The 11,530-nt window shown below is 60.6% G+C and carries 14 protein-coding genes and 1 pseudogene; 5 read left to right on the top strand and 10 right to left on the bottom strand.

What is annotated here, in order from left to right; all coding sequences use genetic code 11:
- Both E0F99_RS25945 and E0F99_RS25940 read right to left on the bottom strand, forming a co-directional pair.
- Nucleotides 1-168, bottom strand: a pseudogene (locus tag E0F99_RS25945) (type 1 glutamine amidotransferase domain-containing protein); the annotation flags it as partial.
- Nucleotides 165-794, bottom strand: a complete 630-nt coding sequence (locus E0F99_RS25940; RefSeq protein WP_083358778.1) for a TetR/AcrR family transcriptional regulator — start codon at nucleotides 792-794, stop codon at nucleotides 165-167. The pseudogene E0F99_RS25945 and the gene E0F99_RS25940, both read right to left, overlap by 4 nt.
- 173 nt (nucleotides 795-967) lie before the next feature.
- Here E0F99_RS25940 and E0F99_RS25935 point away from each other — a divergent pair, with 173 nt between their 5' ends.
- Nucleotides 968-1,906: a GlxA family transcriptional regulator gene (locus E0F99_RS25935; protein ID WP_083358779.1), complete on the top strand. Its 939-nt coding sequence runs from the start codon at nucleotides 968-970 to the stop codon at nucleotides 1,904-1,906.
- Nucleotides 1,907-2,081: 175 nt separating this feature from the next.
- Here E0F99_RS25935 and E0F99_RS25930 read toward each other — a convergent pair whose 3' ends face one another.
- Nucleotides 2,082-2,348, bottom strand: a complete 267-nt coding sequence (locus E0F99_RS25930) for a hypothetical protein (protein ID WP_083358780.1) — start codon at nucleotides 2,346-2,348, stop codon at nucleotides 2,082-2,084.
- Between the two features lie 80 nt (nucleotides 2,349-2,428).
- Complete coding sequence (locus E0F99_RS25925; protein ID WP_083360443.1) at nucleotides 2,429-2,935, bottom strand: GNAT family N-acetyltransferase; 507 nt, start codon at nucleotides 2,933-2,935, stop codon at nucleotides 2,429-2,431.
- A 191-nt stretch (nucleotides 2,936-3,126) separates the two neighbouring features.
- Here E0F99_RS25925 and E0F99_RS25920 point away from each other — a divergent pair, with 191 nt between their 5' ends.
- Nucleotides 3,127-3,999 (top strand): undecaprenyl-diphosphate phosphatase, encoded by an 873-nt coding sequence (locus tag E0F99_RS25920; RefSeq protein ID WP_083358781.1) that lies wholly within the window; start codon nucleotides 3,127-3,129, stop codon nucleotides 3,997-3,999.
- 46 nt (nucleotides 4,000-4,045) lie between these two features.
- Here E0F99_RS25920 and rtcA read toward each other — a convergent pair whose 3' ends face one another.
- The 3 genes from rtcA to E0F99_RS25905 are packed head-to-tail and all read right to left on the bottom strand — an operon-like array spanning nucleotide 4,046 to nucleotide 7,108.
- On the bottom strand, nucleotides 4,046-5,071 hold the full coding sequence (gene rtcA, locus E0F99_RS25915) for an RNA 3'-terminal phosphate cyclase (protein ID WP_083358782.1): 1,026 nt from the start codon (nucleotides 5,069-5,071) through the stop codon (nucleotides 4,046-4,048).
- An 8-nt stretch (nucleotides 5,072-5,079) separates the two neighbouring features.
- A complete protein-coding gene (locus E0F99_RS25910) occupies nucleotides 5,080-5,868 on the bottom strand; it encodes a nucleotidyltransferase domain-containing protein (RefSeq protein WP_083358783.1) in 789 nt (262 codons plus the stop codon).
- A 13-nt stretch (nucleotides 5,869-5,881) separates the two neighbouring features.
- Nucleotides 5,882-7,108 carry an RtcB family protein gene (locus E0F99_RS25905; RefSeq protein WP_083358784.1) on the bottom strand — a complete coding sequence of 409 codons (1,227 nt, stop codon included), beginning with the start codon at nucleotides 7,106-7,108 and terminating at the stop codon, nucleotides 5,882-5,884.
- A 211-nt stretch (nucleotides 7,109-7,319) separates the two neighbouring features.
- Here E0F99_RS25905 and rtcR point away from each other — a divergent pair, with 211 nt between their 5' ends.
- Entirely contained in the window at nucleotides 7,320-8,918 is a 1,599-nt protein-coding gene (rtcR, locus tag E0F99_RS25900; RefSeq protein ID WP_130909004.1) for an RNA repair transcriptional activator RtcR, read from the top strand.
- A gap of 55 nt (nucleotides 8,919-8,973) precedes the next feature.
- On the opposite strand, the gene yghU is transcribed toward rtcR, so the two are convergent.
- Together yghU and E0F99_RS25890 are read right to left on the bottom strand one after the other, a co-directional pair.
- Nucleotides 8,974-9,810 (bottom strand): glutathione-dependent disulfide-bond oxidoreductase, encoded by an 837-nt coding sequence (gene yghU, locus E0F99_RS25895; RefSeq protein WP_083358786.1) that lies wholly within the window; start codon nucleotides 9,808-9,810, stop codon nucleotides 8,974-8,976.
- A gap of 18 nt (nucleotides 9,811-9,828) precedes the next feature.
- A complete protein-coding gene (locus E0F99_RS25890) occupies nucleotides 9,829-10,068 on the bottom strand; it encodes a hypothetical protein (protein WP_423213184.1) in 240 nt (79 codons plus the stop codon).
- 124 nt (nucleotides 10,069-10,192) lie between these two features.
- On the opposite strand from E0F99_RS25890, the gene mug reads away from it, so the two are divergent.
- Both mug and E0F99_RS25875 read left to right on the top strand, forming a co-directional pair.
- A complete protein-coding gene (mug, locus tag E0F99_RS25880; protein ID WP_083358787.1) occupies nucleotides 10,193-10,726 on the top strand; it encodes a G/U mismatch-specific DNA glycosylase in 534 nt (177 codons plus the stop codon).
- A gap of 30 nt (nucleotides 10,727-10,756) precedes the next feature.
- Complete coding sequence (locus E0F99_RS25875; RefSeq protein ID WP_083358788.1) at nucleotides 10,757-11,359, top strand: glutathione S-transferase family protein; 603 nt, start codon at nucleotides 10,757-10,759, stop codon at nucleotides 11,357-11,359.
- A 5-nt stretch (nucleotides 11,360-11,364) separates the two neighbouring features.
- Here E0F99_RS25875 and E0F99_RS25870 read toward each other — a convergent pair.
- Nucleotides 11,365-11,530: SDR family oxidoreductase (locus E0F99_RS25870; RefSeq protein ID WP_130909003.1), on the bottom strand; the 166-nt coding region annotated here is incomplete at its 5' end.

The raw sequence follows: 11,530 nt of genomic DNA, 5'->3' as shown, positions 1-11,530 counted from the left end.
GACCGGGTCCAACGGTGGCTGCCCACCGGCTGGGGATGCCAGCACCAACTCGGCGCCGGCGTCCTTGAACGTGTAATAGGGTGCAGCAAATTCTTCGAGCCAGAAGCCGGTTTTACGACCGGTATTGCCAAGCTGGTCGTGAGAGGTCAGTACCATTAATACTTTCATTTTCCAGTGCCTCGATCGATGTGATTGTCAGTAGGTTCAGGGCAACCCAACAGCTGTTGGGTCAGCAGCAACGCCTGGTCAAAAGGCGCGGATGTTCGGGTGATCTTGCTCATGACGCTGGTCCCCAACCACAACGCATACAGGCGTTGGGCCAGGCTTTCGGGGTGTTGCCGGACCGTCAGCGAGCCGTCTTCGAGGCCGTTCTGCAAGGCCTCGGCAAGCAAGGCGATGGTGCGCGCGGTGCCGCGCTGCAGGGCCAAACGCATCGGCTCTGAAAGGTCTGACACCTCAGCACCGAGTTTGACGGCAAGGCATTTGCCCGCGTCGGTGCAGCCGGTCTGATTGTCGATCCAGGTGTGCCAATAGCGCATTAACCTGGCCGCTGCGGACAGCTCGGTTTGCTGGAACAGTTGCTCTATGCCTGTCACGTAGTGGTCGAAATAGGTATCGAGCAGGACAACGCCGAACGCATCTTTGGAGCTGAAGTAGTGATAAAACGAACCTTTGGGCACATCGGCGGCTTGAAGTATTTCGTTCAACCCCACCGCAGAAAATCCTTTGCGGCTCACAATCAATTGCGCCGCGTCCAGAATCGTCTGCCTTGCACTTTTAGTCTCGTTAGTCATCATTCATCCCGTCCGATTAGACCAGTCGTCTAGTTCGTTGAGGGGATGTTAGGCGCCAAGAAAAACTTCAACAATGTCATATCCGCAAGGATTCCGGACATGCTGCGAAGGCAGTTGCCGTTTGCGCAGCACCCGCCGACAATCCCCACTCCTGCGCCCCTTGGAGAATGACAATGCACAGCGTTGCGCTGATGGTTTACCCGAACTTCCAGTCCCTGAGCCTCAGCCTGGGCTCGGTGTTCGAGTGCGCGAACCTGCTGCGCGGCGAGCCGGCTTATGCGTTCCACCTGGTGTCGGAAAGTGGCGGCGCGGTCATGACTTCCCAGGGTTTTTCGGTGAATACCACGCCGATTCGGCCGCAGGGCTATGACACGCTGATCGTCAGCGGCTATCTGGAATTTCGCCTGCCCGAGGCCAACCTGCTCGAATTGGTCAAGGCCGCCTCCGCGCAGTCGCGGCGCGTGGCCTCGCTGTGCATGGGCATTTTCGTATTGGCCGAAGCCGGTTTGCTCGAAGGCAAGCGCACCACCACCCACTGGATTCACGCGCCGGCATTTCGCAAACGCCACCCGGATATCCAGCTGGAAGAAGACAAACTATTCGTGGTCGACGGCCAGATCTGGACCGGTGCTGGCATGAGCGCCGGTGTGGACATGGCACTGGCGATGGTAGAGGCCGACTTGGGCAGCGACCTTGCCCGGCGTATCGCGCGCAAACTGGTGATTGCCCAGCGCCGCGGCAGTGAACAATCGCAATTGTCGGCCTTGTTGGAACTGGACCCAAAATCCGACCGCGTGCAACTGGCCCTGGCCTACGCCCGCGAGAACCTCACCCATGACCTGTCGGTGGAAGCCCTGGCCGACGTGGCCCGGCTGAGCCCACGCCAATTCAGCCGGGTGTTTCGCGAAGAAACCGGGCAGACGCCGGCCAAGGCCATTGAGTCCCTGCGTGTGGAAGCCGCCCGAGCGATGATGGAAACCAGCCGCCACCCGGTTGAAGTGGTGGCGCGCGAAACCGGTTTTGGTGATCGCGAGCGCATGCGCCAGGCGTTTCTGCGCGCATTCGGGCAGCCGCCGCAGGCGATGCAACAGGTGTTGTTCAACCCGAGTTAGGCGCAACTCCACCGTGGCGAGCCCGCTCGCCACAACAAGCCCGCAGCCATTGAGGCGAACCATGCCGGTGCGCAAGCTGACGCTCGGCTGATGTTTTTTCAAGGCAATAAAAAAGAGGCCGAAGCCTCTTTGGGGTTTGTAACCAGAACGCACGCGCAGGCGCGCTATTGAAGACCTAGCGACAGTGGTATGGGCTTTCGCTCTTGAGTTCTTCGCCCGTGTCCAAGTCACGGATGGTGACCGTGCCCTTCGGGTTATTCATGCAGAACGCATTGCGAATAGAGTAAATGCCCCGCCCTTGGGTCGTGAACTCCATCTTGACCGGAGCGCCCGTGGCGTCGACGGCCGTGACCTTGTAGTTACCCGACATCGTCAGGCAACCGCCCAAGGTCAGCACTACGACAGCACACACGACAAACTTGAATGAAGAAAACGTGTTCATTTCGCATCCTTGTGAAATTCAGGGCCGCAGCGGCCGACGAGCCTAGGAGCCGCCTCGCCCGCTTAAGTTCAACATCGCGTTTAATGCAGCGCCGCTCGGGTGATCAAATAACTCACCAGTTGCGGGTCATCCTCCAGCTCAATCGCCTGTGCCGGGCGCGGCAGGTTATCCAGCACCGCGCGCCAGAATGCCTGGGACACTTCGTCCTGATCGTAAAAGCGCACCAGCCAATTGGCCTCGCCACTGCTCAACACCTGAGTCGCAATGGCGCGGCCGATGCCTTTGCGGCGATAACGCTTGAGGATGAACAGGTCGGCCAGTTCAAGGGCGACGATGCCCGGTATTTCGCTGCCTTCAATCAGCAGGAAGCCGGCGATATAGCCATCCACCAGCAGCAGGTTGGCGCTCCATTGCGGGTCTTGCCAGTAGCGGGTCAGGTGCTCGTCATGGATATAGAAACGGCCGTCCGCCTCGACATCTTCCTGCTCCCAGTCCGAGGACTCATAGGCGTAGTACTGGTAAAGGTTACGGATCAGCTCAGACGCATCGGGGCCGGTCTGGATCAATTCGACGGTGGTTTCAGGCATGGGGCTCTCGGTCAAAAAATGCAGGTCGGCATTGTTCACAAAAGATTAGCGCAGGCCAATACATTGCATAACCTTTCTATTTGCTGAACCGATTGCGGATTTGTCTGGGGCGGACCAAAATCTTGAAACATTTAGAATAAACTTTGCCCAACCCGCTGTTTTCTCAAGCCTCTTCTTCAAGGACATGTACTTTGACCAACGTCTGTTCCGCCGGCCTGGATGTGGGCTTTGCCTCCCTGGACTACCTGCAGATCTTCATCCTGGGCGTGATCCAGGGCATTACCGAATTGTTACCGGTATCGTCCACGGCGCACATGCGCGTGGTGCCCGCCCTGCTCGGCTGGCAAGACCCGGGCTCGGCCTTTTCGGCAGCGATGCAGTTGGCGGCGCTGGCGGCGGTGGTCAGTTATTTCTGGCGCGATGTGCGCCAGGTCACCACCGGCAGCATCAGCGCAGTGCGCCGGGGTGACTACAACGACCAGTGGTTCAAGCTGGCAGTGGCAATTGTATTGGCGACTATCCCAATCGGAATTGCCGGCCTGGCGCTGTCTTCGACCTTGAACACCTGCAATTCGCCCCTGCGCGGCCTGATGGTGATCGGCATTTCCTGTCTGGTGATGGCGGTGCTACTGGCTGGAGCCGAACTGCGTGCGCGCCACACCCGAGACATGCGTCAGATGCGCCTGCGCGACGCACTGATCGTCGGCATTGCACAGATCGGCGCGCTGATTCCAGGCGTGTCGCGCTCCGGTTCCACCTTGACCGCCGCGCTGTTCCTCAACTTCAAGCGTGAAGAAGCCGCGCGCTTTTCCTTCCTGCTGGGCCTGCCCGCCATCGCCCTCGCCGGCTTGAAAGAGCTGTGGGTGCTGCTGCACGCCGACCTGCCCGCCCACGCCTGGTCGCACTTAATCTTCGGCCTGGTGGTCGCCAGCATCTCGGCGTTTTTCGCCATCTGGGGCTTGATGCGCTTGCTGGAGCGGTTCTCCACCTGGCCGTTCGTGATTTACCGCGCGTTGCTGGGGATCTTCCTGATTGTGGCGGTCAGCACCGGGCTGTTGAGTTAAGCCGCATTGAGCTAATGCCGCCGCAGAACGTGACGTCTGAGCATCGCTAGCGCGCCCGGCACTCGATCAGCAACCCGCCTTCTTCGCGCACGTGGCTCTCAATCACTACCGGCAGGAAACGCTGGATCACCGTCATGTTGCTGTGCAAATGCTCGCTCATGTGCGGCGTGGTAAAGCGGCCGCCGCCTGCCAACGCCATCGGCAACAGCAACTGATCCGCCAGGTGCTCGCCCACCGCCGTGTCAGTGCCTTGCCACTCTATCGCCTGTTCGATGGCTTGATCGGCCACGGTCTCGGCACGCACACTCGCCATGCCAAACGCGCTGAACACCTCGGTAACGTACGTGTGCACGTACTCCAGCATCAGCACATTGCCCGGCCCCTGCTGCGGGTCAATCTCAACCGGGAATAACTGCGCCTCGGTGAAGCCCAGACGTTGGCGGACGCGCTTGAACTCACGCTCGCTGACTTGGGCGGGCAGCCCGGCATTCAGGGTGGTGGCGCGGGCCTCCAGCAGCTTACCGCGCTGCATCAGTTGCAACGGCAGCAGGTGCGATGGCTGGATGAACGCCTCAATCTCACCGCCGCCAGCCGGCACAAAACCATGGCGATTGAGGTTCAATTCGACACGCGCGCCCATGCGCCGTAACAGCGGCAGCCAGGCCCGCTGCAAAAAGTCCACCGGCGGCGCCAGCGGGTTATGGGTGCCACCGCTGATCGTCACGCGGCTGGCGTTCGGCGCGCGCAACAGCGCCGGTAACAACGTCTGCAACACCAGCGTGCAACTACCGGCCGTGCCGATGGCAAAACGGTAGTCACCGCCTTGAATCGCCCCGGGCTCGAACAGCAGGGTCTGCGACCCCAGTTCAGCGCCTTGCACCTGGGCGCCACAGACCTCGGCGGCGGCCAGCACGGCGGTCAGGTGTTGGCGCATCAAGCCGGGCCGGCTGCGTTTGGCGCGGATGTTGGTGATGCGCAATGTCAGCCCGGTCACCATCGCCAGGCTCAAGCCACTGCGCAGCACCTGGCCACCGCCGATGGCGCCGTCGAGTTCAATCACGTCCTGTTTCATGTTCATCCTTATGCGTAGCGGTTGACGGTGTCCCGCAGGTACTGATCCAGCCGTTGTGAGTCTGCTTGCGTGCGTGGCAATACCGGCACGCTGCGTTCCAGTTCGCGCAGGATAAATTCATGCAGCGCCGGGCGTCGTGGGCCATAAGCGGCTTCACCGGCATTGCGCTTGAGGGCGAGCAGCGTTGCCACTTCGTCGAGCAACTGCGAGTCATCCACCGTGCCAAGCAAGTCGGCGAAGGTCATCGGCGGCCGCCCCAGGCCCAGGTCGATCCAACGCACCGCCAGCAACGGCCGCAGCACGTAGAAGTACTTCTTGAACCGCACCTCGTCGCCTTGCAGGTAACCGCGAAAATTCTTCTTGGCCATCGACAAATAGTGATTACGCGCTGCCGGCGGGCTGTAGAACGCCTCGGCCAAGGCCCGCAGTTGCTCTGTCGCCTGCGTTTGCTGGCGATACACCAGCGGCGAATCCAGCCACTCCAGCAATGTAGGGTTGGACTTGCGCAACAGGCCAAGGGTCTTGCGCAGCTCCCAACCGCTGACATCCAACTCATCATCCAGCGGGCGTTCGATGACGTCCCGTGGCGTATCCACCTGCACAAACCAATCAGGCTTTTCCACATAGACAAAGCGCACGTCGTAGTCGCTATCGGTAGAGGCAAAACCCCAGGCCCGGCTGCCCGACTCACAGGCATACAGCACGGTCACGTTGCGCTCGCGCTCTATGCGTGCCAACTCATCCAGCACCCGCGCACGCATGGCGTCGCTCAATGGGTGGTGTTGTTCCTTTTCCATGATTGCTCCCCTGTTAACCTTTTACGCACACCACCTGACGCAAGGTGTGCAGCACTTCCACCAGCTCGCGCTGGGCATGCATGACAGCGTCGATGTCCTTGTAGGCCATCGGAATTTCGTCGATCACATCGGCGTCCTTGCGGCACTCCACGTGGGCGGTCGCGCGGATCTGGTCAGCCACCGTGAAGGTGTTTTTCGCCTTGGTGCGGCTCATGGTGCGGCCGGCGCCGTGGCTGCATGAGCAAAACGATTCTTCGTTGCCCAGGCCGCGCACGATGAAGCTTTTCGCGCCCATGGAGCCCGGAATAATCCCCAGCTCGCCCTTCTTCGCCGACACAGCGCCCTTGCGCGTCACCAGCACCTCCTCACCAAAGTGCCGCTCTTTTTGCACGTAGTTGTGATGGCAGTTCACCGCTTCCAGCGCCACCTCAAACGGCTTGCTGATGACTTGGCGTGTGGCCTGGACCACCGCGCGCATCATCAACTCGCGGTTCTGGCGGGCAAAATCCTGGGCCCAGCCCACGGCTTGCACGTAGTCATCAAAGTGCTGGCTGCCTTCTTCGAAATAGGCCAGGTCGCGGTCCGGCAAGTTGGCCAGGTGCTGGCGCATATCCGCCTGGGCCAGCTGGATAAACAGGTTGCCGATGGCGTTGCCTACACCGCGCGAACCGCTGTGCAACATGAACCAGACACGGTTGGCTTCATCCAGGCACACCTCGACGAAGTGGTTACCCGTACCGAGGGTGCCCAAATGTTGACGGTTGTTGCTGCGCTCCAGCTGTGGGTATTTATCGGTGATCGCCTTGAACCCTGGATGCAGCATCGCCCAGACCTGATCAGCCTGGGCAGGCACGTCTTCCCAAGCACCTTTGTCGCGACCTTTACGGCTGCGCGTGCGGCCATGGGGCACGGCGGCTTCGATGGCACAACGCAACCCGTGGAGGTTGTCCGGCAAGTCGCTGGCGGTGAGTGTGGTACGCGCGGCAATCATGCCGCAGCCGATGTCCACGCCCACCGCTGCCGGGATAATCGCGCCCACCGTAGGGATCACGCTGCCGATGGTCGAGCCCTTGCCCAGATGCACGTCCGGCATCACCGCGAGGTGCTTGAAGATAAACGGCATCTTGGCGGTGTTCATCAGTTGCTGACGGGCTTCAGGTTCCACGGGCACGCCCTCGGTCCACAGTTTGATCGGCTTGCCGTTGGCCACTTCCAGCAGTTGGTAGGTCTTCTCTTGCATGATCTCGATTCTTTTTTGAAAGCCGTCACTGCGGCGTTGATTGAGCTATAGCAGCAGGCGTGCCAGCTTTTTCACCAACCCATTAAAAACTCATATCTATTTGTTTTATATGACTATTTATAACTATTCAGATTTAAATACCGAAAAGCGATGACAAACTCATCGGCTAATTTATATCCTTTACTATCGTCATTTATATTTTGGTCTCGTCATGCAACGCAAGCGCACTGTCGCCATCGGGTTTATCGGGTCCAAGCTGGATCGCGTCGGCAAGGGCGCCAACCGCTGGAACTACTGGCGCCCCAGTGTCGGCCTGTGCCAGCAAGCCGATGTGCTGATTGATCGCCTGGAGCTGATCCACGACGTCGACGCGCGCGACGTGAGCCTCGCCGAACGGGTGCGCGCTGACATCCTGCAGATCTCCCCGCAGACCGAGGTGCGCCTGCACGCGATGCCACTGCAAAACCCCTGGGACTTCGAAGAGGTCTACGCCGCGCTGCACGACTTCACCACCGACTATGCCTTCAATACCGAACACGAGGACTACCTCGTGCACATCACCACTGGCACCCACGTGGCGCAAATCTGCTGGTTCCTGCTGACCGAGGCGCGCAACCTGCCGGCGCGCCTGATCCAGACCGCGCCAGCGCGGCGCAGAGACGAAACCGCGCCTGCCACCGGCACCCACACACTGATCGACCTCGACCTGTCGCGCTACGACCGCATCGCCTCGCGCTTTGCCGAAAAACGCTTGGAAGGCCTGGCGTTTCTCAAGTCGGGGATCGCCACCCGCAACAGCGCCTTCAACGGCTCCATCGAGCAGATCGAGCGGGTGGCCGTGCGCTCCAAGGCGCCGATGCTGCTGATCGGCCCCACCGGTGCCGGCAAGTCATTCCTCGCCCGGCGCATCTACGAACTCAAACGCAGCCGCCACCAAATCCAGGGGCGTTTTGTTGAAGTGAACTGCGCCACCCTGCGCGGCGATGGTGCGATGTCGGCGCTGTTCGGCCACATCAAAGGTGCCTTCACCGGCGCGCAAAATGCCCGCGACGGCCTGCTGCGCGCGGCGGATGGCGGCATGCTGTTTCTCGATGAAATCGGCGAACTGGGGCTGGATGAGCAGGCGATGCTGCTTAAGGCCATCGAAGAAAAACGCTTCTATCCACTGGGCGCCGACCAGGAAGTGGCCAGTGATTTTCTGATCATCGCCGGCACCCACCGCGACCTGCGCGAGCGCGTGGCCCAAGGGCTGTTTCGCGAAGACCTCTACGCGCGTATCAACCTATGGACCTTTGACCTGCCCGGCCTGGCGGGCCGACGTGAAGACATCGAACCCAATCTCGACTTCGAACTGGAGCGCCACGCCCGCGAGCAAGGCCGTCGCGTGCGTTTCAATCTGGAGGCGCGGCGCCGTTACTTGGTGTTCGCCTGCTCCAGCGAAGCAGCCTGGCTGGGTAACTTTCGTGAGTTGTCTGCTTCGATCACGCGCATGGCAACGCTGGCGGACAGCGGGCGTATTGATGAGGCCCAGGTTGAAGAGGAGATCCAACGCTTGCGTTACGCCTGGGGCTTGTCTGCGCCGCACGCTGAGTGGCAAGCCTTGCTGCCTGCGGATCTGGACCTGTTTGACCAGCTGCAACTGAAGGCGGTGATTGAGGTGTGCTTGCAGGCAGACAGCCTGTCTGATGCTGGCCGCCGATTGTTCGGTGTGTCGCGTCAGGCCAAGGCCCAGCCGAATGATGCGGACCGTCTGCGCAAGTACCTGGCGCGGTTTGCGATTGATTGGAAACAGTTGGCAGCGCTCAAGTGATCGTCCCCACGCCTGCGTGGGAACGATCGTATGTACTCCCCGCCAGCACTCCCCGTCAGTCCAAATCACTCGCATCATGCCGCTCGCGCAACTGCTCCGCAGGCTCCCCGGAAACCCGATTAACCCGCCGCCCCCGCTGCACCGCCGGCCGGGCTTCAATCGCATCCGCCCACCGCAGCACATGCGTGTACTCATGCACCGACAGAAACTCTGCCGACGCCCCATATAAACGGCCTTTGACCAACCCACCATACCAAGGCCAAATCGCAATATCGGCAATGGTGTACTCATCCCCGGCGATGTACTCACTCACCGCCAAGCGCTGATTCAACACATCCAACTGACGCTTGGTCTCCATGGCAAACCGATTAATCGGATACTCCACCTTGCTCGGCGCATACGCATAAAAATGCCCGAAGCCACCGCCCAGGTAAGGCGCGCTGCCCATCTGCCAGAACAACCACGACAAACACTCCGCACGCGCGGCAGGTTCGGTGGGCAAGAACGCCGCAAACTTCTCTGCCAGGTACTGCAAAATCGCACCCGACTCGAACACGCGAATCGGCGTATCACCACTGCGATCCAGCAACGCTGGGATCTTCGAGTTCGGGTTCACCGCCACAAACCCGCTACCAAACTGATCACCGTCACCGATCTTGATCAACCAAGCATCGTACTCAGCGCCGGCATGCCCCAGGGCCAACAGCTCTTCGAGCAAGATAGTGACCTTCTGCCCATTGGGCGTGGCCAGGGAATACAGTTGCAGCGGGTGCTTGCCCACCGGCAACGCCTGCTCATGCGTTGCACCCGCTATAGGCCGGTTGATGCTGGCGAAGGTGCCGCCGCTTTCGGTGTCCCAGGTCCAGACTTTCGGGGGTACGTACTCGGTCATGCTGACTTCTCCTTGGTTTCAATGAATAGGGTTCGACGCAGCCAATGGGGCCACGTTCCATCCGCCACCCAGCGCTTTGATCAGGCCCACATTGGCGCTCAATTGCCGGGTTTGCAATTGCCACACACGACGCTTGGCTTGCAGCGCCGCCACGTGGGCAGTCACCCCATCCAGGTATGCCACGGCGCGCTGGCGATCACCCGAGGTCGACCGGTCTTCGGCGTATTGCGCCGCCACGCAGGAAGATGGCTTGCTCACACCGTTGCTAGACCCCAACATTCGTAGCCCCCGCTGGGCCCGCTTGACCCATCGCGACAGTGACAATGATCCGCGTGCGCCGCTTTACTGAGTGGCTGCTGACCCATTGACAGGCAGAACCACCATGAGCGACCGCCTCGAAGACATCCTCGCCAACCACCTGCACGTGGTGTTCTGCGGCATCAACCCAGGCAAAGGCTCCGCCGCCATCGGCCAGCACTTTGCCAATCGCAGCAACCGTTTCTGGCGCACGCTGCAGCTGGCGGGTTTTACGCCACATGCAATTCGCCCCGAGGATGGACGAACCCTGCTCGACTATCAATATGGCCTGACCACGTTGGTAGAGCGCCCGACCGCGAGCGCGGGGGAATTGGCGCGGCATGAATTCAAGGAGGCGGTGACGGCGTTTGAACAGAAAATCCGCCGCTGCCAGCCGCGCGTCATCGCGTTTCTCGGCAAAGCCGGCTACCGCGCGCTGTCCGGCCAAAGGCAGATTGAGTGGGGGCCGCAAGCGCAGTTATTCGGCGCAGCGTCGGTATGGGTCTTGCCCAACCCCAGCGGGCGCAACCTGGCGTTCAGTCTGGGCCAATTGGTGGACGCCTATCGGGCACTGCACGCGGCCATTGCGCAGGCCGACGCAGTGCCCTTAATCTCGTGAGCCAAACATCCTGTTAGCAATGGAGGCTGCATGAAACTGGTCGGCATGCTGGACTCGCCTTACGTGCGACGCGTGGCAATTTCCCTGGAGCTGTACGGCGTGGACTTCGTGCACCAGCCACTCTCGGTGTTCAGCACTTACGCCGAGTTCTCCAAGATCAACCCAGTGGTCAAGGCGCCCACGCTGGTGCTGGATGATGGAACGATGCTAATGGATTCAAGCCTGATCCTGGACTACTTCGAAACCCTGGCGCCGACCGACAAAAAGCTTCTGCCACACACCGCCGACGCGCTCGCCAAGGACCTGCAAGTGCTCGGTTTGGCCTTGGCGGCATGTGAGAAAACCGTACAAATTGTCTACGAGCACCTTCTGCGCCCTGCGCAGAAACTGCACGAACCGTGGCTAGACCGCGTAACCGAGCAGTTGCTGGCGGCCTACTCGCTGCTGGAAAAGCACCTGGCCCAGGCTAGCGGCGAACGCCTGAACCAGGCCGCGCTGACTGCCGCTGTCACCTGGTCATTCACCCAGCTCAAATTGCCGTCAGTGCTCAAGGCCGATGCGTTTCCCAACCTGCAACGTCACACCCGGTTGCTCGAGCAGCATCCGGCCTTTCGTAAATACCCGATCGAATAAGCCCGCTACACCCAACCGCCATCCACAATAAAGTTCTGCGCCGAACACATCGCCGACGCATCGGAGGCAAGAAACAGCGCCATATTGGCGATGTGTTCCGGCAGCACACTGCCAGGCAAACACTGGCTGCGGCTGATCAGTTCCCTGGCCGCATCGTCGACCCACATCGAC

The organism is Pseudomonas antarctica, from assembly GCF_900624995.1.
Lineage (GTDB): Bacteria > Pseudomonadota > Gammaproteobacteria > Pseudomonadales > Pseudomonadaceae > Aquipseudomonas > Aquipseudomonas antarctica.
Note: the sequence above shows the minus strand (reverse complement) of the source record. Positions and strands in the feature narration are given on the sequence as shown.

Coding starts and splice junctions, on each gene's coding strand:
- E0F99_RS25940 (WP_083358778.1), bottom strand. CDS start 794: ATGACTAACGAGACTAAAAGTGCAAGGCAGACGATTCTGGACGCGGCG.
- rtcA (WP_083358782.1), bottom strand. CDS start 5,071: ATGAAACAGGACGTGATTGAACTCGACGGCGCCATCGGCGGTGGCCAG.
- E0F99_RS25910 (WP_083358783.1), bottom strand. CDS start 5,868: ATGGAAAAGGAACAACACCACCCATTGAGCGACGCCATGCGTGCGCGG.
- E0F99_RS25930 (WP_083358780.1), bottom strand. CDS start 2,348: ATGAACACGTTTTCTTCATTCAAGTTTGTCGTGTGTGCTGTCGTAGTG.
- rtcR (WP_130909004.1), top strand. CDS start 7,320: ATGCAACGCAAGCGCACTGTCGCCATCGGGTTTATCGGGTCCAAGCTG.
- mug (WP_083358787.1), top strand. CDS start 10,193: ATGAGCGACCGCCTCGAAGACATCCTCGCCAACCACCTGCACGTGGTG.
- E0F99_RS25875 (WP_083358788.1), top strand. CDS start 10,757: ATGAAACTGGTCGGCATGCTGGACTCGCCTTACGTGCGACGCGTGGCA.
- yghU (WP_083358786.1), bottom strand. CDS start 9,810: ATGACCGAGTACGTACCCCCGAAAGTCTGGACCTGGGACACCGAAAGC.
- E0F99_RS25925 (WP_083360443.1), bottom strand. CDS start 2,935: ATGCCTGAAACCACCGTCGAATTGATCCAGACCGGCCCCGATGCGTCT.
- E0F99_RS25935 (WP_083358779.1), top strand. CDS start 968: ATGCACAGCGTTGCGCTGATGGTTTACCCGAACTTCCAGTCCCTGAGC.
- E0F99_RS25905 (WP_083358784.1), bottom strand. CDS start 7,108: ATGCAAGAGAAGACCTACCAACTGCTGGAAGTGGCCAACGGCAAGCCG.